The sequence below is a fragment of the Nocardiopsis sp. KDC1DS13DA1 genome, assembly GCF_055632325.1.
Map to the genome: position 1 here is coordinate 1 of NZ_JBVMUY010000023.1, position 23,137 is coordinate 23,137.

Here is a 23,137-nt window from a genome sequence, read left to right on the forward strand (position 1 = left end):
CCCGCCCCCACTCCCCATGACCCCGATCACCCCACCCACGACCGGGCACGACACACCAACGGGCCCAAGGACACACCGCCCCGGGCCCGACCACCACACCTACTCCCCGGTCAGGATGAACCGCGACCGCGCCAGGTCCACCACCTCACGCGGCACGCTCTTCGAAGACCCCGCCCCCGGCGGGGGCCACGCACCCTTCTTCGGCGCCCCACCCGCACCGGAGCGCACCCCCATCACCGCAGCATCACCCCATCGGATCCATAACCACACCCCCACACCCCACACACGTCGCACAACACCAACCCCAATAACCTCAAAGCACCCCACCGCCCCCACACCACCGAGACCAAGGACACGAACACCCCGGCAGAACTCTCACCGACCCCCGACGATCCCACCCACCAGACGACCACCCACACGAACGGACACCCGTGAGGCTCTCCCACCGCGGCAAGCTGCACGCCAGCCCCGCCCCCACACCACCCCACCACCCACCCCTCATCGAGCTGCACAACGTGTCCCTCACCCACAACCACACCCCCCTGATCACCCACCTCGACCTGACCATCCACCCCGGCGAACACATCGCCCTCATCGGCCTGTCCCCCACCGCCACCACCGCACTCACCCACCTGCTCACCGGCCACACCACCCCCACCCACGGCCACATCACCACCCACACCACCGCCCACCTGACCACCCAACCCCACCCCACCCACGCCCCACTGCTCATCCACACCGGACCCACACCCCCCACACCCCCACCCACCACCGCCCTCATCAGCATCACCAACCACCCCACCCGCACCGCCAACCGCATCCTCCTCCTCCACCACGGCCGCGTCACCGAAACCGGCACCCACCTCCAACTCCTGGCCCGCGGCGGCGCCTACGCCCGCCTCTACGCCCTCCACGGCCCCCACCGCACCCCAACCACCTGACCCACCCCCACACCCCCGCACACGCCCTAGGATGGGCACGTGCCACCGATCGCCAAGGAACTCACCGTCGGACAGGTCGCCGAACGCGCCGGAGTCGCCGTCTCCGCCCTGCACTTCTACGAGCGCCAAGGCCTCATCCACAGCCGACGCACCACCGGCAACCAACGCCGCTACCGCCGCGACACCCTGCGCCGCGTCTCCTTCATCCGCATCTCCCAACGCGTCGGCATCCCCCTGGCCCGCATCCGCCAGGCCCTGGACTCCCTGCCCGACAACCGCACCCCCACCCCCAGGGACTGGGCACGTGTGTCCCAACAGTGGCGCGACGAACTCGACACCCGCATCACCCAGCTCACCCGGCTACGCGACGACCTCACCGGCTGCATCGGCTGCGGCTGCCTGTCCCTGGACTCGTGCACCCTCTCCAACCCCGAGGACGTCCTCTCCACCACCGGCCCCGGCGCCCGCCGACTCCTCGTCGACGCCCTCAAGGACGAAGCCCCCTGACACACCGATGGCGGTGACCCCACCAGGCCACCGCCACCACGTCAGATCCGCCTACACCGCCGCCGCGGCCTCATCCCGCCCCCGCCGCGCCAACGCGTCCGCGCGTTCGTTTCCCTCGTCCCCGCTGTGGCCGCGCACCCACCGCCACTCCACCTCGTAGCGCGAGGCCACCTCGTCCAACCGCTGCCACAGGTCGACGTTCTTGACCGGCTTGCGCCCGGCCGTCTGCCACCCGCGCCGCTTCCAGTTGGCCAACCACGACGTGATCCCGTCACGCACGTAGGAGGAGTCGGTGTGCACCACCACCGGCACCTCCCGCGTCAGACTCTCCAACGCGCGGATGGCCGCCATCAGCTCCATCCGGTTGTTCGTCGTGCTCTCCTCGCCCCCGTACAGCTCCTTCTCGTGCGCGCCGTAGCGCAACCACACACCCCACCCGCCCGGGCCGGGGTTGCCGCTGCACGCCCCGTCGGTGTAGATGACCACCCGCTGATCCAGGTCGACCTGGTCCTCCCCGTTGTCCATGCCGGGCAATCTACCGCCCCCACCGGTCACAAAAAGGCCACAGACCACAAAAACCAGGCCACAAACAGAGCCACACCACCCCACTGGAACCCCCAAAACCCCCACTCCGGACCACCGACCCCGCCAATGGCACCCACCCGCCCCACGCCCGCCGACCACCCCGAAAACCCCTTGTCCGCCCCGCCCCGAACCCACGACAATGACCCAGCTCACACACCTGACCCTGGAAAGCACCGCATGCCGCTGAAGCTCACGACCATCACCGTCGACTGCGCCGACCCCCACCGCCTGGCCACCTTCTGGTCCCGGGCCCTGGGCCACCCCCTCCACCCCGAGGACGAGCCCGGCGACCCCGAGGCCCTCATCCGCCTCCCCCAGGGCCCGCACCTGCTCTTCCTGCGCGTCCCCGAACCCAAGACCACCAAGAACCGGCTCCACCTCGACCTGAGCGCGACCCCCGACCGCACCCGCGAACAGGAGACCGAACGCCTCCTCGACCTGGGCGCCACCCTCATCGACGACCGGCGCGAAACCGACGGATCCGGCTGGGCCGTCCTGGCCGACCCCGAGGGCAACGAGTTCTGCGTCGTGCGCGGCGACCACGAACGCTGAGACGACGACGGGGGTGCCACGGCCGCCGCCGTCGACACCCCCGCACACCCGCCAGGCCTCAGCCCGCCAGCTCACGCTCCAACTCAGCCGCCCGCACCTGGCGCCGCTCGAACACGCCGGCCGACATCTCGTTCATCTTCTTCAGCACCCGCTTGCGCTCACGCGCCGACAGCCGGTCCACGTACAACCGCCCCAGCGTGTGATCGGTCTCGTGCTGCAGGCACCGCGCGAAGTACCCGCTGCCGCTGATCACCACCGGAGCACCGTCACGGTCCACACCCCGCACCGTCGCGTGCTCGGCCCGGCCCAGATCCGCGTGCGGGCCCGGCACCGACAGGCAGCCCTCACCCTCCACCACGACCGTGTCGTCCACACCACGCTCATCCAACACCGGATTGATCACGTGCCCCACATGCCGCACACCATCATCATCCGGGCAGTCATACACGAACAACCGCAGATCAACCCCGACCTGGTTGCCCGCCAACCCCACACCCTCAGCCACGTACATCGTCCGGAACATGTCGTCGACCAACTGCCCCAGCTCCGCCCCGCCCAACATCTCCTCGGGCACATCAGCGTTACGCCGGTGCAGCACCTCCTCACCGGTCACGGTCACCCGCAGCACCCGGCCACGCGCCGCCTCCGGCGCCAGCACGGGAAACTCCGCCACCTCCCGCCCCTGGACGACGGCGGCCACCTGCGCGGGCGTGGACTGCTCCGACATGGTCCTACTCTCACAACGTGCTCGGGGAGACAACAGGCGGCACAACACCACCACAACACCCGAAAAATAGCACAAAACGGCAGGTCAACCACGCACAGTATCGACCACATCAACGGAACCAGGAATTCCCCTGGATCAGACAACGCGCCAGGTAGTCCCGCAACGACACCACCACCAACCGCCGCCGATCCGACTCATGGTCCCACACCACGATCCCCGGCCCGTAGTCCGTATGCACATACGCGAACTGCGGACCCATGTCCGAATCACCGAAGAAGATCATCTCGTCGAACGGCGCGTACAACTCCAGATAGTCCGGCTCCGCACGCATCGCCAGATTGTCCTCCACCAAGCGCCGCGCATCCCACACCACCGCGTCACCGTACTCGTTGACCACCCCGTCGGTCTCACGCAACAACGACGCCAACTCAAACGGCAACGGCAGCATCAACCGCCGCTCCACCTCCGCCAAGGTCACCTCATCAGCCGCATCACGCAGATCGGCCTCGGGATACATCTCCAGGATCAGTTCACGCCACACACCCCCGATCATCACAGGTCGTGGCAACCCACGGGAAATCGCCAGCGGCGAGTCGACCCGAAAACCCACCCCCACCCCAAAAACACCCCCAGGTCACGCCCCCTTCGCCCCACAACGAACCAGTGCACCACCAACTGTCCCCCAACACCCGCCACACCCGCCAAGGCCCGGGTAGTGTACGTGGACCCCCACCACAGCCACACCCACCCGACCCACCCCCCACCAGGCGAGAAAGACCGGGCACCCCACCACACATGACCACCACACACCACCGCACCCACCGCCCCGGCCCCCTCACCACCCTCGCCTACCTCTTCCTCCTCCTCTCCCAAAACACCGCCGCCCTCCTCCTCACCCCCCTCATCCTCGCCTCAGCCCTGCTCACCCTCATCTGGATCGGCCTCCCCTTCGTCGTCCTCACCACCGCCCTCCTACGCATCCTCGCCAACGCCCAACGCCGCACCCTCGGCCACCTCCTCCCCCAAGGCCCCGTCCCCTCCGCCTACCGCCCCATCCCCGCAGGCAGCATCCTCCGCCGCGCCACCACCCTCCTCAACGACCCCGCCACCTGGAAAGACATCCTCTGGCTCACCGCCGGAGCCGCCAACCTCCTCCTCATCGCCATCCCCACCGCCCTCCTCACCCACGGCCTCTACCAAATCCTCCACACCCTCACCCAAACCCACACACCCCTCTACGGCCTCTACACCCCCCACACCACCACCCAAACCCTCATCCCCCTCATCACCGGCGCCCTCCTCACCTACCTCGCCTACTACACCGCCCCCAAAGCCCTCCACCTCTACCTCGCCTTCAACCGACTCCTCCTCGCCCCCAACGAAAAAGCCCGCCTCACCGCACGCGTCGCCCACCTCGCCACCAGCCGCGCCAACACCATCGACACCCAGGCCGCCGAGATCCGCCGCATCGAACGCGACCTCCACGACGGCGCCCAAGCCCGCCTCGTCGCCCTCGGCATGAACCTCGGCATGGCCGAACACATCATCGAACACAACCCCGCCACCGCCCGCGACATGCTCACCGAAGCCCGCGAAACCACCCGCCAAGCCCTCACCGAACTCCGCGACCTCGTCCGCGGCATCCACCCACCCGTCCTCGTCGAACGCGGCCTCGACGGCGCCGTCCACGCCCTCGCCCTCACCCACCCCCTCACCACCACCGTCGACGTCGACCTCCACGGCCGCCCCGCCGACCCCGTCGAATCCGCCGCCTACTTCGCCGTCGCCGAACTCCTCACCAACACCGCCAAACACGCCCACGCCACCCACGCCTGGATCCGCATCAACCACGGCCAGGGCCGCCTCGTCATCACCCTCACCGACAACGGCACCGGTGGCGCCACCCCCGCACCCGGCAGCGGCCTCGCCGGAATCCAGCGCCGCCTCGACCCGTTCGATGGCACGATGAACATCGCCAGCCCCCCGGGCGGACCCACCATCGTGACCCTGGAGATCCCGTGCGCGTTGTCATCGCCGAAGACCTTGCCCTCCTCCGAGACGGACTGATCCGCCTCCTCCAAGCCCACGACTTCACCGTCGTCGCAGCCGTCGACAACGGCCCCGACCTCCACAACGCCCTCACCGAACACAAACCCGACGTCGCCGTCGTCGACGTCCGCCTCCCACCCACCTTCACCGACGAAGGCCTCCAAGCCGCCCTCAGCGCCCGCACCCAGATCCCCGGGCTGCCCATCCTCGTGCTCTCCCAACACGTCGAACAGCTCTACGCCCGCGAGCTCCTCTCCGACGACACCGGCGCCGTCGGCTACCTCCTCAAGGACCGCGTCCTCGACATCGGCCAGTTCATCGAAGCCGTCCGCCGCGTCGCCGCCGGAGGCACCGCCATGGACCCCGCCGTCATCTCCCAACTCCTCGCCCGCCAGGACCAGAGCGGCCCCCTCGCCCAACTCACCCCACGCGAACGCGAAGTCCTCTCCGAGATGGCCGAAGGCCGCTCCAACTCCGCCATCGCCGCCCGCCTCTACATCACCGAAAAAGCCGTCAGTAAGCACATCAACAACATCTTCACCAAACTCGACCTCCCGCCCTCAGCCGACGACAGCCGCCGCGTCCTCGCCGTCCTGGCCTACCTCTCCTCCACGAAGATGCCACCGGCCTGACCCGACCGATCCCCTCCCCGGACACGACGAAGCCGCGGCCCCACAGGGACCGCGGCTGTGCTCGCTCCGGGCCTCAGCCCCGCCGACTACCGCTGCTCGCGACGCACCCGGTACAACCCGTCGATCTCCTCCGCGAACGCCCGCAACACCGCCTCACGCCGCAACTCACCCGACGGCGCCACCAACCCCGACTGCACCGTGAACTCCTCGGCCAACACATGGAACGACCGCACCGCCAGATGCCGCGGCACACTCCGGTTGGCCTCGTACACCAACCCCTGCACCTCCCGCAGCAGATCCCGGTCCCCCGCGATCTCCTCCGGCGCCATCGACAACGGACGCCCGTTCACCAACCGCCAGTACTCCAACTGGTCACGCACCAACGTCACCAACGCACTCGCGAACGGCCGCCCCTCCACGATCACCAACACCTGACTGATCAACGGATGCGCCCGCAACCGAGCCTCGAACTCCGCCACCAACGCCGCGTCCGCCTCGGGTGCGGCCTCCGCACCGGCCGGCTCCACCACCACTCCCGGGTCCACACCCGGCTCAGACGCCACCGGCACCACCGGAGCCACAGCACCCCCGCCAGCCGCCCCCTCCGGCGCCCCAACACCCTCCGAAGGCCCCACCGGCAACGACCGCTCCACCGAACGCGACACCGCCACGAACCGCCCCGGCACCTCAGTCACCGACGCCTGCGGCCGCAACCGGCCACGCACCCGCACGAAACCAGCCTCATCGACCTCAGCGAGCACACCCGTGGCCAACCATCCCTCACGGAACGCCGAACCCGAAGCCTCACCATCAGCCCAGTACCCCGAGAACAAACCACCACCACGCACGTGGACCTCGCCCTCACGCGACACCCACACCTCACAGCCGTCCAACGCACGACCCACCGAACCCGCCGAACGATCCCCCACCGCGTTCGCCGTGAACACACCAGCCGTCTCCGGGACACCGAACACCTGCATCACCGGCACACCCACACCGCCGTAGAACTCGTCCAGACGCTGCGACAGGCCCCCACCCCAGCACACCGCCAGATGCACCCGGTTACCGAACATCTCCCGCACCTTGGCGAACGACCAGTCATACATCGACCGCGACAACCGCCGCCACGCACCCTTCTTCGGCGCCCGGTCGAACTGCACCGCGGCCTCGGCAGCCGCGTTGAACGTCCCCAACGAGTCCCACCCCGTCGAGTGCGCACGCCCCCGCTCCACCTCGTATGCCTGCTCCAACAAACCCGGGCCGCACACCAGCACCGTCGGCCGGAACGACTTCACCAACCGCGGCAACGACCCCGGAGCCGACAGCCCCACCCGCACCCGGCCCACCACACACGCCAACAACGACGCCAACCCCGAGATCTCCGACAACGGCAGATCCAACAGGGCGCTCGCCCGCCCCGGCTCCAACTCCGACAGCCGGGGCCACATCCGATCCACCACACCGGCCGCAGCCGACAACAGCGCACCGTGCGACAGCACCACACCCCGCATCCGCCGCGACACCGCACTCATCGGATACAGCACCACCGCCGCGTCCTCGGGCATCGTCGCGTCACGACGGAACCGCACAGCCGAGGCGTCCATGTACGCCCCCAACCGCCCGATCTCCTCCAGGCCCGACTCCAGCGGCCACACCCGCCCCAGGTCCGGCAACTCCCGCTGCACCGCGGTCACCGCGGCCAGCAACCGCCCGCCCTCGACCACCGCCGCCGCGGGACGCGTCTCACGCACCACATGCGTCACACGCTCCACCGACACCGACGACGACACCGGCACCAACACCGCCCGCACCGACCACACCGCGAACGCCAACTTCGCCCAGTCATGGTGCGTGCCCGACACCACCAGCACCCGGTCACCCTCGGACACACCCGCGGCGACCAGCCCCTTGGCGATCCCCGTCACGTCCGTGGCGAAAGCGCCCGCCGTCCGCCGCCCCCATCCCTCCTCCGGCAACGGCACGGAGAACACCTCAGCATGAGCGTCGGTGTGCGCCGCCTCGTACACCAGGTCGCCCAGCCCCGACAGTTCCCGAACCCGCACACCCGGGCTGACACTCGCCTCGCCCATACCCACACATCACCTGCCACGTCGGAGGGGCGAGCCCACCGCAGAGCGGGCTCGCCACACAAAAGGGGATCAGAAGCCCTACTGTGCCCGGACTCACCACCCGACGGCAACCCGGAGCAATCCGGCGAAAACCCAGCGCAGAGCACTCACACGAAGGGTCATCGGACCTTTGGCCGAGACCGCACCGACCACACGAACGCCGCGAACGACAACCCCGCCGCCGCCGCCATCACCACAGCCATGCTCCGCACCGACGCCTCACCCGACGGCGTCAACCCGGCCAACGCGGCCACACCACCGCCCAACGCGAACTGCAACGCCCCCATCAACGCCGAGGCCGTACCGGCCACCGCCACCGGCTGACCGTCCAGAGCCCGCACCGTCGCGTTCGGCATGATGAACCCGACACTGAACATCATCAGCCCGAGCAACCCCGCGACCAGCCCCAACGACGCCACACCCGCCAACGCGACCACCAACAGGGACACCACCGCCGTCAGCGCGACCACCAACCCCCCAGCCAGCCGACGCGGCGTCTCCACACGCCCCACCAACACACCGTTGAGCTGCGTACCCGCCAGCATCGCCAACGAGTTCACCGCGAACAACCACGCGTACGTCTGCGGCGAGGCACCGAACTCCTCCTGCGACACGAACGAGAACGACGACACGTACGTGAACAACATGCCGAAACTCAACCCCACGGTCAGCACCGGACCCACGAACCGCGGATCACGCAGCAGCCGACCCACCGTCAACGCCAACTCCCGCGGCCCCCGCGCACGCCGCTCCTCCGCCGGCAGGCTCTCCGGCAACCACAACAGCACCAGCACGAAACTGACCGCCGACACCCCCGCCAGCACCCAGAAACTCAACTGCCACGGCCCCACCAGCAACAGCTGCGCACCCACCAACGGAGCCAACAGCGGTGCCAACATCATCACCAGCGCCAACCGCGAGAAGAACCGCACCGCACCGTCACCGGAGAACAGGTCACGCACCACCGCACGTGCGATCACCGCACCCGCGGCACCCGCAACACCCTGCACGAACCGCACCACCGCGAACGTCGTCGCGTCCGGCACGAACACGCACAGCACCGACGTCACCGTGAACAGGGCCACCCCCGCCAGCAACGGCCTGCGCCGACCCCACGCGTCGCTCATCGGGCCGATCACCAGCTGCCCGACCGCGATACCCAGCATGATCGCCGTCAACGTCAGCTGGATCTGCCCCTCCGTCGCCTCCAGGTCGCGGGTGATCTCCGGGAACGCGGGCAGATACATGTCCGTGGCCAACGGTCCGACCGCCGTCAGCACACCCAGCACCAGGACCAGCCCGGCGACCCACCCCCGGGACCGGGCCCCCTCCGGGGGGACGGACCCGCCGACGTCGGCGGGAGCGGACGAGGCGTTCGGAGACGACACAGGCACTCCAATACAGGGGGAGGAAAGGGGAACGGGGTGGCCCGTGTCCGGGAGCGTTCCCGGACACGGACCACCCAGTACCAACACCACACACCGACGGAACTGTCCCCCACAACCCTCCGGCCGCCTGTGATGTCGGTTACCCTCGCCGCCTCACAGCACCAGCCGCTCCAGCAACCGCTCCACCTCCGCCGCCGGATCCTCCGTCAGACCGCCGTGGATCGGCCCCGTCTGCACGATCGTGCTCCGCGGAGCGGTCAGCCACCGGAACCGCTGCCCCGGACGCTCCCGACCGACCGCACCGGCCCGGGCACCCCCGGCGCACATCACCTCGAACGACTCCAGCGCACGCCGCACCCCGGCCACGTCCACCCCGGGATCCACGGCCAACAGCCGCCGCTCGTCCAACGCCGTGCGCGCGGCCAGGAACGCCCGCTCCTGGCAGTACACGACCACCCCGGCGTTGACGCACTCACCCCGTTCCAACCGGGGCACCACCCTCACCAGGGCGTACTCGAACACCGCCCGGTCGCGTTCCTCACCCACACGACCGGTCGTCACCGCCTCGCTGTACCGCCTGAACCCGCTCACCCGGTCACCTCCGGCAGCCAGGAGCGGTCCGTAACCCGGGCCAGCAGATGCCGCACGTAGGCCGCCCGGACCTCCTGGGGGGATCCGAACCCGGGCTCCTCCGCCAGCCACTCGTCCGGCACCAGGTCCACGACCTCCCGCAACAGCTCCTCGTCCACACGCGGGGCCAACTCCGCGTCGGCGGCGGCCAGGTCGGGCGCCGACCCCGCCATCACATGGTCGTGCGCGTCGTAGGAGCGGGTGACGTAACGCTCGGCCCCGGCCCAGTTGTGGTGGAAGATCAGCGTCGCCCCGTGGTCGATCAGGTACGGGCGCCCGTGCCACAGGAGCATGTTGGGGTTGCGCCAGGAACGGTCGACGTTGCCGGTCAGCGCGTCGAACCACAGCACCCGGCCGGCGAACCCCGGGTCCACGTCGACGGAGAGCGGGTCGAAGCCGAGCGACCCCGGCAGGAAGTCCATTCCCAGGTTGAGCCCGCCGCTGGCCTTGAGCAGCTCCTGCACCTCCGGGTCGGGCTCTCCCCGACCGATCACCGGGTCCATCTCGACCAGGGCCAACTCCGGAACGGGCAGTCCCAGGGCCCGGCCGAGTTCCCCGGTGACGATCTCGGCCACCAGAGTCTTGCGACCCTGACCCGCACCGACGAACTTCACCACGTACATCCCCAGGTCGTCGGCCTCGACCAACCCCGGGAGCGAACCTCCTTCGCGCAGCGGCAGGACGTACCGCGTCGCGATCACCTTTTTCAGCACGCGGACCAGCATAGGGACAGTGGTGCCCGGACCGGACGAAGCGCGGACTCCTGACGCACACGCTGACGACCGCGGCCGATCGCCCCTAGTCCCACCATCACCTTTGGCCTCGCAAGTTCTCTTACGCAACGCTGAACATGTTCTAGGCCACACCCTCGCGACGGACGCCACGCCCGGGCGGGGGTTGTGGAGGAGTGTGCGGCGTAGCCGCGCGATATCGGTTGTGTTCTGAGCTGGAGGAAACAGCCCCGCCACCTTTACATCGTAGATTTTTATTGGCGCGCACGGACGGGGCACCACCTCCGCCCCCTCTCCGGGGACGACTCAGAGGTGGTCCTCGGGATCCCCCTCCAGCTCCCCCGGCACCGTCGGCTCGGGAACCTCGGTCTCCCCGTCCCCCGGTCGGGGCTCGGGGGCCTGCTCCTCGCCCTCCTCCGCCGGGGTCGGCTCCCCCGCCGGCGCGGACTCCTCCGGCTCGACCTCCACCGGCTGCCCGGGCTGCGGGATCTCCGGGGGCGGGAACGTGGACAGCCACCCGACCAGGGACGTGCCCCCCAGCATGAGCAGCAGCAGGAGCACACCCAGCACGACCGCCAGCCACAGGCTCGCCGCCCCCGCGCCGACCGCGCTGTCCCGACGGGTCCGCCACGGAGCCCACAGCACCACCGAGCCGCGCCGCTCCCCCGCCCAGTAGGGCTGGACCACGGGGCCGCCGCCGCCCACCGGCCCGCCCCGCGCCGTCTCCTCCAGGACCACCTCGGCCCCGGGGCCGTCCGTGCCGGCCGGCATCGCCACCCAGAGCACCGAATGGCCCCGGGTGCGGGACGCCAGCACGTCCTTCCTGTCACGGACCGCCCGCGCGAAGCGCTCACGCGCCTGGGGGTCGCCGGAGGCTCCCGCATTGAGCACCGCCACGCTCACCTCGGCCCCCGAGGCATCCCGCCCCAGGTAGACGACGCCGAGCGGGGATGTGCGTTCCCGGCCGACCAACCGGAACCCGCCCAACTGACGAGGATCACCCTCGTGCAGGCCCTGGGTGGGAACCCCCATGTCACGCCCCTCTCCAGCGAATGCGGTCGTACACCTCGTGGCGCTGTGTCCCAGACTGCGCCGACCGAAGCAGGTAGTGTCGCCACAGGCGGATGATGCACACCCTATTCGGCGCCGCCCGTCGGGGCGCCGTCTCGGGACGCGGGAAGGCGGACGATGGCAGAGAACTCACCCGGAAGCGGCACCGCGCCCTCCTCGGGCCCGGACAGTGCCCCGGGCGAGCCCACCAGGCTGCTGCGGGCGGCACTCCACGAGGTGTCCACGGTCATCGTCGGCCAGGAACGCATGGTGGAACGCTCCCTGATCGCCCTCGTCGCCAAGGGCCACTGCCTCATCGAGGGCGTACCCGGCATCGCCAAGACGCTGGCCGTGTCCACCCTGGCCAGGGTCACCGGCGGGTCCTTCGCCCGGGTGCAGTTCACCCCGGACCTGGTCCCCTCCGACATCGTGGGAACACGGATCTACCACCCCTCCACCGAGCAGTTCGACGTCGAGCTGGGGCCGGTCTTCGCCAACTTCGTCCTCGCGGACGAGATCAACCGCGCCCCCGCCAAGGTGCAGTCCGCCCTGTTGGAGGTCATGGCCGAACGCCAGGTGTCCCTCGGCGGCACCACCTACCCCCTTCCCTCCCCGTTCATCGTCATCGCGACACAGAACCCGGTGGAGTCCGAGGGCGTCTACCCCCTCCCCGAGGCCCAGCGCGACCGGTTCCTGATGAAGGTCAACGTCGGGCACCCCCGCGCGCACGAGGAGATGGAGATCCTCCGGCGGATGAGCACCACCCCGCCCACCGCCCACCAGGTCCTGGACCCCGTCACGCTCGGCGAACTCCAGTCCGACGCCGAGCGCGTCCACGTCCACCAGCTCATCGCCGACTACGTCGTGCGCCTGGTCATGGCCACCCGCGAGCCGGAGAACCACGGGATGCCGGACCTGCGCAACGTCCTGGAGGTCGGCGCCAGCCCCCGCGCGACCCTCGGCCTGGTCGCCGCCGCGCGGGCCCTGGCCGTCCTCCGCGGCCGCGACTACGTGCTCCCCGACGACGTACGGGTCCTGGCCCGCGACGTCATCGCCCACCGTCTCGTGCTGACCTTCGACGCCCTCGCCGACGGGATCACCCCCGAGCAGGTGGTCGACCGCATCCTGTCCACGGTGCTGGCGCCGCGGGTGATCTGGGACGAACAGCCGCCCAGCGGCGAGTCCGCCTCCCTGTCCGCGCCGAGGTGACGGGCGTGTCCGCACCCATGATCGGCACCGACCCGCGGCTGCGGGCCGCGCTGCGCCGCCTGGACCTGCGGATCGTGCACCGCCTGGAGGGCCTGCTGCACGGCGAGCATCTGGGGCTGCGCCTGGGACCGGGCTCCGAGGCGGCCGAGGCGCGGCTGTACCGGCCGGGCGAGGACGACGTACGGCGGATGGACTGGGCCGTGACCGCGCGGACCGACACCCCGCACGTGCGCGACCTGGTCGCCGACCGGGAGCTGGAGAGCTGGACCCTGCTGGACCTGTCACCGAGCATGGACTTCGGAACGGGCCTGCGGTCCAAGCGGGAGGTGGCCGTCGGGGCGCTGGTCGCCGCCAACCTGCTCACCCAGCGGGTGGGCGACCGGTTCGGCGCGCACTTCCTGCACCGGGGCACCGTGCGCCGCTGGCCCGCCCGATCCGGCAAGGAGGCCCTGCTGTCGCTCCTGGCGACGGTGGCGGCGGCCCCGACCGGGGACGAGGACCACCCCCCGCCCGACCGGGCCACACTGGCCGACGCGTGCACCGACCTGGTGCGCACCCGACGTCGGCGCGGCCTGCGCGTGGTCATCTCCGACTTCCTCGACACCCCCCTCGACGGCGGCCCGGTCCCCTGGGAACGGCCGCTGCGGCTGATGGCCTCCCGCCACCAGGTCCTGGTGGTGGAGGTGCTCGACCCCCGGGAGCTGGAGGTGCCCCCGATCGGGAACGTGACCCTGCGCGACCCGCGTACCGGACGCGTGCGCGAGGTACGGCTGACCAGGTCGGTCAGCGAACGCTACCGGCGGGCGGCGCACGCCCAGCGGACCGCGATCCGGGCGGCCCTGCGCCGTTGCGGTGTCCACCACCTGGTCCTGCGCACCGACCGCGACTGGGTCCTGGACACGGCGCGGTTCGTCATCCACCAGCGGCGGACCGCCCACCACCTGGCGCGCCACACCCCGGGAACCCCCCGATGAACACGGAAGGGCCGAAGATGCGACAGCGACGGCGCGGGGGCGCCCCGCGGAACCGAGCCGACGCGCGGAGGGCGTGAGCCATGACCTTCCTGGAACCCCAGCGGCTGTGGTGGCTGCTGACCCTGCTGGTGCTCGTGGCCGTCTACGTGTTCGCGCAGACCCGGCGCCGCCGGTACGCGGCCCGGTTCACCAACCTCGCGCTGCTCGACCAGGTGGTGCCCCAACGCCCGGACGTGCGCCGCCACGTGCCCGCCGCGCTGTTCATGGCGACCCTGGCGGTGCTGATCTCCTCCCTGGCGCTGCCCGCGATGCCGGTGGAGGCGCCCCGGGAGCGGGCGACCATCATCGTCGCGGTGGACGTGTCCCTGTCGATGGCCGCCACCGACATCGAGCCCGACCGGCTCAACGCGGCCAAGGAGTCGGCGCAGGGGTTCGTGGACACCCTCCCCGACCGGTTCAACGTGGGCCTGGTGTCCTTCTCCTCGGCGGCGACGGTGGTCGCCTCCCCCACCCAGGACCACCAGGCGGTGGTCGGGTCGATCCAGAACCTGCGCCTGGGTCCGGGAACGGCGATCGGCGAGGGGGTGTTCGCCTCCCTGGAGGCGATCCGCGGCTTCGACGAGGACTCGCGGGAGGATCCGCCGCCGTCGGCGATCGTGCTGCTGTCGGACGGGGAGAACACCAGCGGCCGGGCGATCGGGGAGGCCTCCGCGGCGGCGGCCGAGGCGGGGGTGCCGGTGTCGACGATCGCGTTCGGCAGCGGCGCGGCGATGATCGAGATCGACGGCTACCGGGTGCCGGCCGACATCGACCGGGAGGCGCTGATGGAGCTGGCGCAGGACACCGAGGGCCACTACTACGAGGCCGAGAGCGAGACCGAGCTGGACGAGGTGTACGAGGACATCGGTTCCTCCCTGGGCACCGAGTGGGTACACGAGGAGATCGTGACGCGTTTCGTGTTGATTGCGATTCTGCTCGGCACGGCCACCGCTGTGACATCACTCCTGTGGTTCCAGCGCCTGCCGTGAGGCTCTGACCTCAGGGGAGAGGGGGCCACACCCTGCGTACAGTGATTTTGGCCACATCCCTTTAGGCGGGGTTTACACCTTTTCTGTCCTGCCCACGGGTTAGCGTTGGCATGTTTTGTCCTGCCCATTCAGTTGAGGAACGATGCCGAACATACCCGCAGCGGCCCCCACCGCGATCTGCTTCGACCTTGATGACACCCTCATCGACGACAACGCCGCGTCCTCCACGGGACTGCGCGCGGTGATGGAGCGGCTCGGCCACCCCGACTTCACCGCGGCACGCACCCTGTGGGACGTGCAGACGGAGATCTCCTTCGGCGCCTACCTGCGCGGCGGGCTCAGCCTGGAGCAGCAGCGGCGCGAGCGCATCCGCGCCCTGGCGGTCCAGGCCGGTCACGCCGACATCGCCGACCAGCACTGCGACGAGCTCTACCACCTCTACCTGGACGCCCACCGCTCCGGCTGGCAGGTCTTCCCCGACACCCTCCCCGTGCTCAACGCCCTGGCCTCCTCCGGGTACCGCCTCGCGGTGGTGACCAACGGGGTGGAGGCCCTCCAGCACGCGAAGATGCAGGCCCTGGAACTGACCCCGTACTTCCACACCGTGGTCTGCGCCGACAGCGCCGGCGCGGGCAAGCCCGACCCCAGGATCTTCGAGCTGGCCGCCCAGCGCCTGGGCGTGGACCCGCGCGCCTGCTGGCACGTGGGCGACCAGATCCAGTCCGACGGGGTCGGTGCCGTGGCCTCGCGGATGCGCCCGATCATGATCGACCGCCAGGGCCGCCAGCACCTGGAGGGCGTGACCACGATCGCCGGTCTCGACGAGCTGCTCCAGCTGGTGGGCCTGTCCAACCCGGCCACCTCGGGGGCGCTGTGAGGCCCTACCCCTCCTCGGAGACGGCACGCCGGGTCACCGTGCATCTGGTGTACTCGGGCGCGGCCGGTCCGACCGTGCGCGGGCGGCGGCTGCGGTTCGGGGAGGAACCCGAGTCGGTGGCCCGCGAACTGGGCGGTCTGCCCGGTGGGGCCCCGCTCGTGGCGGTGGACGTGGTGACCGAGCTCGCGTCCACACCGGAGGGGCGGCGGCTGCACGTGGACCGGGTGGTGTACGCCGAACCCGCGTCCCTGGGCGCCTGGCCCTCCGTGCTCCCGACCGCGGGTCTGCTCCCCGCCGTCGGGGAGCTGGCTCCCGACGAGGACCCCGGCGACCCCGGGGCCCGGATGAGCCGTCTGGCCTCCTACGGCATGGTCACCGACCCCGAGGGCCGCGTGCTGCTGTGCCTGATCGCCGAGGGCTTCCCCGGCGCCGGCACCTGGCACCTGCCCGGAGGGGGTGTGGACGCCGGGGAGGACGTCCGCACGGCGCTGCGGCGCGAGATCGTCGAGGAGACCGGGCAGGACGGTGTCATCGGTGACCTGATCACCGTCTCCAGCCACCACCGCACCCGCCCCGGCGAACCGGAGGTCCACGGCGTGTGGGTGTTCTCGCACGTGCACGTGTCCCGTCCGGGTGAGCCCAGGGTGGTGGAGAGGGCGGGATCGACCGCCGACTGCTCCTGGTTCACGCCCGAGGAGCTGGCCGGGCTCCGGCTGTCGACGACGGCGCGGCGCGGGCTGGAGTTCCTGGTCCGGTACTCCCGGAACCGGTCTCAGCGCCGCTGATCGCGGAGCCACCACAGGCCGGCGCCGACGGCGAGCACGGCCAGCCCGGTGGCTCCCACCGGCAGCGGCAGGCTGCACGCCAGGACCACGCATCCCACCAGGCCGGTGACCGGCACCAACAGGGGCGGTCGGTTCTCGTGCGGTCCGAGCCGCAGCGCCGAGGCGTTGGTGATGGCGTAGTACACCAGCACGCCGAAGGCGGAGAAGGCGATCGCCCCGCGCAGGTCGGTGAACAGCACGAGCGCTGCGACCACTGCACCCACGGCGACCTCGGCCCGGTGCGGTACCCCGTGGCGCTCGTGGACGGCGGCCAGGTACCGGGGCAGATGGCCGTCCGCGGCCATCGCGGCCGTGGTCCGCGACACCCCCAGCACGAGGGAGAGCAGCGCCCCCAGGCTGGCGAGGGCCGCCCCCGCCACGACGACGGGGACCAGCCCGGGGAACCCCGCCACACGTACGGCGTCGACCAGCGGAGCGGTGCTCTGGGACAGGCGTTCGCGGCCCAACACGATGAGCACCCCGGTGCCCACGGCCAGGTACAGGGCCAGGACACCGCCCAGGGACAGGGTGATCGCGCGGGGGATCGTCGTGGCCGGGTCCCGGACCTCACCGCCCAGCGTGGCCACGCGGGCGTACCCGGCGAAGGCGAAGAAGATCATCCCGGCCGAGCCGAGCAGGCCGAAGGAGCCGGGCCAGGGACCGAGCCCGTCGACCTCCAGGACCGCCCCGAGCCGCCCGCTGACGCCCATGGCCGCCAGGACGGCGAGCAGGACCGCCAGCACGACGGCGACCAGGATCTTGACCACGAACGTCGAGCGGTGCACACCCCGGTAGTTCAGGGCCGTGAGCGCGGCCACGGCGGCCACGGCCACGGGCTTCTCCCAGCCGGGCAGGACGTAGGCGGCGAAGGTCATCGCCATCGCGGCGCAGGAGGCGATCTTGCCGACCACGAAGGACCAGCCGGCCAGGTAGCCCCACAGGTCGCCCAGACGCTCGCGGCCGTAGACGTAGGCGCCGCCGGACCAAGGGTGGCGGGCGGCCAGGCGGGCGGAGGAGATCGCGTTGCAGTAGGCCACCGCACCGGCCACGAGGATGGCGACCGGAAGCCAGGCCCCGGCGCCCACCACCGCCGGGGCGAAGACGGAGAACACCCCGGCGCCGAGCATCGCGCCCGCGCCGATGGCGACCGCGTCGACGGTGCCCAGCGCACGGGCGGGTCTGGCCTGGGCTCCGGAAGAGGTGGGCAACGGGCCTCCTTGGATCGGTGGAACGGTTCCGAGTCTGCCCGATGCGGGTGACCAACCCGTGCGGACCACCCGTGGTGGGGGTGGCCACTTCCGGTCGGGCCGGTGACGTGCACTGGTTCCGGACATGGACGTTTGGTGTTTCGGGTCGTCTCGGCGCGGCCGGGCAGGCGAAGGCCCCCGGCACGCGGCCGGGGGCCTTCGCCTGTGTTTCCTTCGGCCCGCCCGTCGCCGTCCACCGCCCCCCCTGCGGCGCGGTACCCGCTCCCGTCTGGCGCCCCGGAGGCCGGGGACGGTTCCTCCCCGGCCACGCCCGGGGCTCGTCCCCGGCTCGCGGACCGCCCCGCAGTGCGCAGGCGTGGCGGCGCCCGGACGGCGACCCCTCAGGTGAGCGTTCCACGGGACGCGACCTCGGGCGTGCGCCCCGGCGGCCGGGTCAGCTGGGCCGCCACGGTGTCCCGGTGTTCTCGTTGATGTCCTCCGCGGCCACCTGGCGGAGCTGCCGGGACAGGTCGGACAGCGCACGCGAGACGGCGAGCTCCTCACCGATCTCGGGTACGTCCAGGTCCGCCGGGTGCTTGCGGGCCATACCGTGACCCCTCAGCGCCGTCCCGTCGTCGGCGACCAGACCGACCTCGGCCCATGTGCGCGCGGTGTCGCCCTCGGCCTCCTCGGACACGACGACATCGACATCCCAGCGCTTCGTCGTCTGCATGGTGCTCGCCCCCTCCGCCTGCGTGCCCGTGACGCCGGGCGTGTGCTCGATGTGCGCGTCCGGCCCCGGATACACGAGGGTGTCGTGGCCCTGATCGGTGTCGAGCCAGTGCACCTGGTACGGCGGTGCTCCGTCGGCTCCACGAACGTCGGTCACGACCCCGGTCCGGCGATGGGTGTCGGCGCGCGGGCTCTCGACTACGAGTCGGTCACCTACGTGTGCTCGCATGCTTCCCCCACAAACCTCGGCTACCTCCATCTTCTGCACTGAGCACCGCCAGGACCGGAGGCTTGGCGATTTCGTTTCTGGTGGTATGGGAGGTTTTTGCCCGGGGCACGGGAGTGTCTTGCCCCTGGTAGCGTCACGACGTGGCCCAGCACTACTTCGACTCCGATCCCGACGCCGCCAGCCGCCCCTCGACGGCGGACCTGGTCCTGCCCGACCTGCACCTGCGGCTGCGCACCGACCGCGGCGTGTTCTCCCCGGACAGGGTCGACCTGGGCACGCGCGTGCTGCTGGAGACGGTGCCCCCGCCGCCTCCGCAGGGCCGCCTGCTCGACCTGGGGTGCGGGTACGGGCCGATCGCCCTGACCATGGCCTCGCGCGCACCCGGCGCGCGTGTGCTGGGTGTGGACGTCAACGCGCGCGCCGTGGGTCTGGCCCGGCGCAACGCCGCCGAGCACGGACTGGACCACGCGCGCTTCGCGGTGGTCTCGCCCGAGGGCGAACTGGCCGCGGACCAGGGGCGGGAGTCGGCGGAGGCTGCGGCCACGGCCAAGGACCTGCTCGGACCGTTCGACGCGGTCTGGTCCAACCCGCCGATCCGGGTGGGCAAGGGCGTGCTGCACGCGATGCTGCGGACGTGGCTGGGACGGCTCACCCCCGAGGGCACGGCCCACCTGGTCGTCCAGAAGCACCTGGGCGCTGACTCGCTCCAGCGCTGGTTGGACGCCCGGGGGCTGCCCGCCCAGCGCGTGGCCTCGCGCGCGGGGTTCCGCGTCCTGGCCGTGCGCCGGTCCGAGACCGCCTGAACGGAGCCTGGACTCCGTTTTTGCCTGTTGTGTCCCGGGCCGGGAGTGCGGTCACGTCGGCTGACCGGTAACCTGTTGCGAACACCGGACCACCGGGACCGTCCCGGAACAGACCCGCTGAGGAACACACCGCAGTTGAGCACGCAGTTGCGTCCCACGGACGTCAAACGCCTGAACCGCCAGTGGCGCAGGCGCACGGAGGGGCGGCTCGCGCTCCTCGTCGAATCCGTCACCCAGCCCTACAACCTGGGGTCGATCCTGCGCACGTGCGCGACCCTGGGCGTCGACCGGTTGTGGCTCACGGGCAACAGCGCGGACCCGAACGACCCCAAGGTCGGCAAGACCGCCCTGGGCACGGCGGCCAAGGTGCCGCACACCCGGTTGGCCACCACCGCCGAGGCCCTGTCCGCGGCCCGCGGTGACGGTTACAGGGTGGTCGCCGTCGAACTGGCCGACGGAGCCGTGCCCCTGCACGCCGCGCCGCTGGAGCCGGACGTGTGCCTGGCCGTGGGCGCCGAGGACCACGGCTGCTCCCCCGCGCTGCTGTCGGGCGCGGACGCGGTGACCTACATCCCGCAGATCGGCCGGGTCGGATCGCTCAACGTCGCCGTGGCGACCGCGATCGCCCTGTCCGAGGCGCGTCGCCGTGAGTGGGCGGCCCTCGGTGACGAGGCCGACGCCCCCGTCGGAGGCTGACCGGGAACCTTTGACCCGGTCCGAATCGTCTTTTACTTCACCAGGACCACATCAATCACACCCAACGCGCCAAGGCGCAGAGAGAGGAACAGTGGACCCGTCCCGAAGTACCAGCAGCATCCCGCGTGGATGCTGTGAACCCGACTCCGACGAGCCTCCTTCTTCGAGGGGCGCGTACCTTCGTAGGAACCCCGCCCAGCGGCGGACCCAGGGGGTGCGTGCCCGATGAGCACCGTCCTCAGTATCATCGCCGGAATGCTGGTGATCCTGTTGATCACCGCGGCGACGGGCTACTTCGTCGCCCAGGAGTTCGGCTACATGGCCGTGGACCGCTCGCGTGTGCGGGCGCGGGCCACGGCGGGCGACCCCGTCGCCCAGCGCGTCAAGAGGGTCACCGACCGCACCTCGTTCATGCTCTCCGGTGCCCAGCTGGGCATCACCGTGACCGGTCTGCTGGTCGGTTACGTGGCCGAGCCGCTGCTCGGCCGGGGGCTGGGCGAGCTCCTGGGGTGGGCCGGAGTGCCCATGGGCACCGGCCTCGCCGTGGGCATCGCCGTCTCCCTGCTGTTCTCGACCGTCGTGCAGATGGTGTTCGGCGAGCTGTTCCCCAAGAACCTGGCGATCGCCAGGCCGGAACCGGTCGCCCGATGGCTGGCCCTGTCGACCAACGCCTACCTCAAGGTCTTCGGACCCGTCATCTGGCTGTTCGACCAGGCCGCGATCGTGCTGCTCAAGGCGGTGCGGATCACCCCGGTCGAGGACGTCCAGCACGCGGCGACACCGCGCGACCTGGAGAGCATCATCGCCGAGTCCCGTGAGACCGGCGACCTGCCCGCGGAGCTGTCCACCCTGTTGGACCGCACCCTGGACTTCCACGAGCGCACCGCCGGGCACGCGATGATCCCGCGGCCCGAGGTGGCGACCGTGGAGGAGGGCGACCCGGTGAGCCGGGTCGTGGAGCTGATGGCCTCCGACCACTCGCGGTTCCCGGTCCTGGGCGACGGCGTGGACGACATCGTGGGCGTGATCTGCCTGCGTGACGTCCTGGCCCTGGGCGAACGCGACCTGAACGACACCAAGGTCACCGAGGTGGCCCGGCCCACGGTCATGGTGCCGGTGTCGCTGGCACTGCCCGGCGTGCTGCGCCAGCTGCGTGAGGCGAACGAGGAGTTCGCCTGCGTGGTGGACGAGTACGGCGGTCTGGCCGGAGTGATCACCACCGAGGACCTGGCCGAGGAACTGGTCGGGGAGATCGCCGACGAGCACTCCCCCGACGAGGAGGCTCCGGCGCACCTGGAGGGTGAGGGCAGCTACCTGGTGCCCGGCGCCCTGCACGTGGACGAGGCCGAGCGCCTGCTCGGGCACGACCTGCCCCAGGGCGACTACGAGACGGTGGGCGGCCTGCTCATCCACGAGCTGCACCGCCTGCCCGAGGTCGGCGACCAGGTCGACCTCGCCCTGCCGCGTCCGGCCGGCGCCCACGACGACGACCCGGACCTGGCACTGACGATGATCGTGAACTCGGTGCAGCGGCACGTTCCGCACACGGTGGAGCTGCGACTGCGTGAACTGGCCGACGAGGAGTCCCGGGAGGTGCGGGCATGAGTGACATGAACCCGTGGGTCGCGTTGGTCCTGACCGTGCTCATCATCGCGCTGAGCGCCTTCTTCGTGGCGATCGAGTTCGCCCTGGTGGCGGCGCGCCGCTACCGGCTGGAGGCCGACGCGGACGACAGCGCCGCCGCACGCGCGGCGCTGCGCAACGCGCGCGACCTGTCGCTGCTGCTGGCCGGGTCCCAGCTGGGGATCACGCTGTGCACACTGGCGCTGGGCGCGATCTCCAAGCCCGCCGTGCACCACCTGTTGGAGCCGCTGTTCCACGGCCTGCCGCACGCGGTGGCCTCGGTGGTCTCCTTCGTGCTGGCCCTGGTCATCGTGACCTTCCTGCACCTGGTGGTGGGTGAGATGGCGCCCAAGTCCTGGGCGATCTCGCACCCGGAGAAGTCGGCGACGCTGCTGTCGCTGCCGATGCGGGTGTTCATGTGGTTCACCCGTCCGCTGCTGGTCTTCCTCAACGGCATCACCAACTGGTGCCTGCACCGCATCGGTGTCGAGGCGGTGGACGAGGTGGCCTCGGGGCACAACCCCGACGACGTGCGGGAGTTGGTGGAGCACTCGGCGAAGGCCGGTGCGCTGGACTCCGAACGACGCGACCAACTGGCCACCGCGCTGGAGGTCAACTCGCGTCCGCTGAGTGAGATCGTCACCCCCGGCGAGGAGATCGCGTCGGTGGCGCCGGACGCGGACCTGGAGGAGATCAAGCGGGTCTCCCGCTCCTCCACGCATCTGCGGCTGGTGGTGATGGACCGGGACGAGCCCGTGGGCGTGCTGCACGTGCGCGACGCCCTGACCTGCCCGCCCGGGACGACCGCGGCCGACCTGATGCGGCCGGTGCTCATGCTGCACGCGAGCACGCCGATGTACGCGGCGATGAGCATCATGCGGGACAGCCGCAGCCACCTGTCGCTGGTCGAGGAGGAGGGCGTCATCGGCCTGGTCACCCTCCAGGACATCCTGGACCGGTTGTTGCTGCTGGAGGCCGCGGCCTAGGTCGTGCGGACCGTTCTCGCGCCCCGGTCGGGTGGTCGGTGACCACCC

Annotated in this window: 24 protein-coding genes; 14 read left to right on the forward strand and 10 right to left on the reverse strand. The window is 70.9% G+C overall.

Annotated elements, in window-relative coordinates; translation table 11 throughout:
• Window positions 1-431: 431 nt before the first annotated feature.
• Complete coding sequence (locus ACTVAJ_RS15395) at window positions 432-941, forward strand: hypothetical protein (RefSeq protein ID WP_470388839.1); 510 nt, start codon at window positions 432-434, stop codon at window positions 939-941.
• Window positions 942-980: 39 nt separating this feature from the next.
• Window positions 981-1,448: a redox-sensitive transcriptional activator SoxR gene (soxR, locus tag ACTVAJ_RS15400; protein ID WP_470388840.1), complete on the forward strand. Its 468-nt coding sequence runs from the start codon at window positions 981-983 to the stop codon at window positions 1,446-1,448.
• 51 nt (window positions 1,449-1,499) lie between these two features.
• Here soxR and rnhA read toward each other — a convergent pair whose 3' ends face one another.
• On the reverse strand, window positions 1,500-1,973 hold the full coding sequence (gene rnhA, locus ACTVAJ_RS15405) for a ribonuclease HI (RefSeq protein WP_470388841.1): 474 nt from the start codon (window positions 1,971-1,973) through the stop codon (window positions 1,500-1,502).
• A gap of 237 nt (window positions 1,974-2,210) precedes the next feature.
• Here rnhA and ACTVAJ_RS15410 point away from each other — a divergent pair, with 237 nt between their 5' ends.
• Window positions 2,211-2,585 (forward strand): VOC family protein, encoded by a 375-nt coding sequence (locus tag ACTVAJ_RS15410; RefSeq protein ID WP_470388842.1) that lies wholly within the window; start codon window positions 2,211-2,213, stop codon window positions 2,583-2,585.
• 58 nt (window positions 2,586-2,643) lie between these two features.
• On the opposite strand, the gene def is transcribed toward ACTVAJ_RS15410, so the two are convergent.
• Together def and ACTVAJ_RS15420 are read right to left on the reverse strand one after the other, a co-directional pair.
• A complete protein-coding gene (gene def, locus ACTVAJ_RS15415) occupies window positions 2,644-3,312 on the reverse strand; it encodes a peptide deformylase (RefSeq protein ID WP_470388843.1) in 669 nt (222 codons plus the stop codon).
• Window positions 3,313-3,421: 109 nt separating this feature from the next.
• A complete protein-coding gene (locus tag ACTVAJ_RS15420) occupies window positions 3,422-3,865 on the reverse strand; it encodes an SMI1/KNR4 family protein (protein WP_017598843.1) in 444 nt (147 codons plus the stop codon).
• 242 nt (window positions 3,866-4,107) lie between these two features.
• Between ACTVAJ_RS15420 and ACTVAJ_RS15425 the strand changes: the two genes are divergently transcribed.
• Window positions 4,108-5,379 carry a sensor histidine kinase gene (locus tag ACTVAJ_RS15425; RefSeq protein ID WP_470388844.1) on the forward strand — a complete coding sequence of 424 codons (1,272 nt, stop codon included), beginning with the start codon at window positions 4,108-4,110 and terminating at the stop codon, window positions 5,377-5,379.
• Complete coding sequence (locus ACTVAJ_RS15430) at window positions 5,331-5,993, forward strand: response regulator (RefSeq protein ID WP_470388845.1); 663 nt, start codon at window positions 5,331-5,333, stop codon at window positions 5,991-5,993. The genes ACTVAJ_RS15425 and ACTVAJ_RS15430 overlap by 49 nt, the downstream gene beginning before the upstream one ends.
• Window positions 5,994-6,079: 86 nt before the next feature.
• Here the strand turns inward: ACTVAJ_RS15430 and ACTVAJ_RS15435 are convergent, their stop codons facing one another.
• The 5 genes from ACTVAJ_RS15435 to ACTVAJ_RS15455 all read right to left on the reverse strand — a co-directional run bounded on the left by ACTVAJ_RS15435 (window position 6,080) and on the right by ACTVAJ_RS15455 (window position 11,903).
• Window positions 6,080-8,083, reverse strand: a complete 2,004-nt coding sequence (locus ACTVAJ_RS15435) for an AMP-binding protein (protein WP_470388846.1) — start codon at window positions 8,081-8,083, stop codon at window positions 6,080-6,082.
• Window positions 8,084-8,241: 158 nt separating this feature from the next.
• Window positions 8,242-9,369: a multidrug effflux MFS transporter gene (locus ACTVAJ_RS15440; protein ID WP_470388963.1), complete on the reverse strand. Its 1,128-nt coding sequence runs from the start codon at window positions 9,367-9,369 to the stop codon at window positions 8,242-8,244.
• Between the two features lie 294 nt (window positions 9,370-9,663).
• Window positions 9,664-10,101, reverse strand: coding sequence for a DUF3037 domain-containing protein (locus ACTVAJ_RS15445; protein WP_470388847.1), 438 nt, complete (start codon window positions 10,099-10,101; stop codon window positions 9,664-9,666).
• Window positions 10,098-10,865: a HipA family kinase gene (locus tag ACTVAJ_RS15450; protein WP_470388848.1), complete on the reverse strand. Its 768-nt coding sequence runs from the start codon at window positions 10,863-10,865 to the stop codon at window positions 10,098-10,100. The genes ACTVAJ_RS15445 and ACTVAJ_RS15450 overlap by 4 nt, the downstream gene beginning before the upstream one ends.
• A 312-nt stretch (window positions 10,866-11,177) precedes the next feature.
• Window positions 11,178-11,903, reverse strand: coding sequence for a hypothetical protein (locus tag ACTVAJ_RS15455; protein ID WP_470388849.1), 726 nt, complete (start codon window positions 11,901-11,903; stop codon window positions 11,178-11,180).
• Between the two features lie 156 nt (window positions 11,904-12,059).
• Here ACTVAJ_RS15455 and ACTVAJ_RS15460 point away from each other — a divergent pair, with 156 nt between their 5' ends.
• From ACTVAJ_RS15460 to ACTVAJ_RS15480, 5 genes are all read left to right on the forward strand, one after another.
• Complete coding sequence (locus ACTVAJ_RS15460) at window positions 12,060-13,130, forward strand: AAA family ATPase (RefSeq protein WP_470388850.1); 1,071 nt, start codon at window positions 12,060-12,062, stop codon at window positions 13,128-13,130.
• 5 nt (window positions 13,131-13,135) lie between these two features.
• Window positions 13,136-14,104: a DUF58 domain-containing protein gene (locus ACTVAJ_RS15465; protein ID WP_470388851.1), complete on the forward strand. Its 969-nt coding sequence runs from the start codon at window positions 13,136-13,138 to the stop codon at window positions 14,102-14,104.
• Between the two features lie 80 nt (window positions 14,105-14,184).
• Entirely contained in the window at window positions 14,185-15,132 is a 948-nt protein-coding gene (locus ACTVAJ_RS15470; RefSeq protein WP_470388852.1) for a VWA domain-containing protein, read from the forward strand.
• Window positions 15,133-15,274: 142 nt separating this feature from the next.
• Window positions 15,275-16,009 carry an HAD family hydrolase gene (locus ACTVAJ_RS15475; RefSeq protein WP_470388853.1) on the forward strand — a complete coding sequence of 245 codons (735 nt, stop codon included), beginning with the start codon at window positions 15,275-15,277 and terminating at the stop codon, window positions 16,007-16,009.
• Window positions 16,006-16,794 (forward strand): NUDIX hydrolase, encoded by a 789-nt coding sequence (locus ACTVAJ_RS15480; RefSeq protein ID WP_470388854.1) that lies wholly within the window; start codon window positions 16,006-16,008, stop codon window positions 16,792-16,794. Before ACTVAJ_RS15475 ends, ACTVAJ_RS15480 begins: the two co-directional genes overlap by 4 nt.
• On the opposite strand, the gene ACTVAJ_RS15485 is transcribed toward ACTVAJ_RS15480, so the two are convergent.
• Together ACTVAJ_RS15485 and ACTVAJ_RS15490 are read right to left on the reverse strand one after the other, a co-directional pair.
• Window positions 16,782-18,041, reverse strand: coding sequence for an APC family permease (locus tag ACTVAJ_RS15485; RefSeq protein WP_470388855.1), 1,260 nt, complete (start codon window positions 18,039-18,041; stop codon window positions 16,782-16,784). The two genes, ACTVAJ_RS15480 and ACTVAJ_RS15485, sit on opposite strands and share 13 nt — an antisense overlap.
• A gap of 433 nt (window positions 18,042-18,474) precedes the next feature.
• Complete coding sequence (locus ACTVAJ_RS15490; RefSeq protein ID WP_470388856.1) at window positions 18,475-19,011, reverse strand: dsRBD fold-containing protein; 537 nt, start codon at window positions 19,009-19,011, stop codon at window positions 18,475-18,477.
• Between the two features lie 110 nt (window positions 19,012-19,121).
• Here ACTVAJ_RS15490 and ACTVAJ_RS15495 point away from each other — a divergent pair, with 110 nt between their 5' ends.
• The 4 genes from ACTVAJ_RS15495 to ACTVAJ_RS15510 all read left to right on the forward strand — a co-directional run bounded on the left by ACTVAJ_RS15495 (window position 19,122) and on the right by ACTVAJ_RS15510 (window position 23,089).
• Window positions 19,122-19,784 (forward strand): class I SAM-dependent methyltransferase, encoded by a 663-nt coding sequence (locus ACTVAJ_RS15495; RefSeq protein ID WP_470388857.1) that lies wholly within the window; start codon window positions 19,122-19,124, stop codon window positions 19,782-19,784.
• A 135-nt stretch (window positions 19,785-19,919) separates the two neighbouring features.
• Window positions 19,920-20,480, forward strand: coding sequence for a TrmH family RNA methyltransferase (locus ACTVAJ_RS15500; protein WP_470388858.1), 561 nt, complete (start codon window positions 19,920-19,922; stop codon window positions 20,478-20,480).
• A 225-nt stretch (window positions 20,481-20,705) separates the two neighbouring features.
• Window positions 20,706-22,085: a hemolysin family protein gene (locus ACTVAJ_RS15505; protein ID WP_470388859.1), complete on the forward strand. Its 1,380-nt coding sequence runs from the start codon at window positions 20,706-20,708 to the stop codon at window positions 22,083-22,085.
• Complete coding sequence (locus ACTVAJ_RS15510) at window positions 22,082-23,089, forward strand: hemolysin family protein (protein ID WP_470388860.1); 1,008 nt, start codon at window positions 22,082-22,084, stop codon at window positions 23,087-23,089. The genes ACTVAJ_RS15505 and ACTVAJ_RS15510 overlap by 4 nt, the downstream gene beginning before the upstream one ends.
• The last annotated feature ends 48 nt before the right edge of the window (window positions 23,090-23,137 follow it).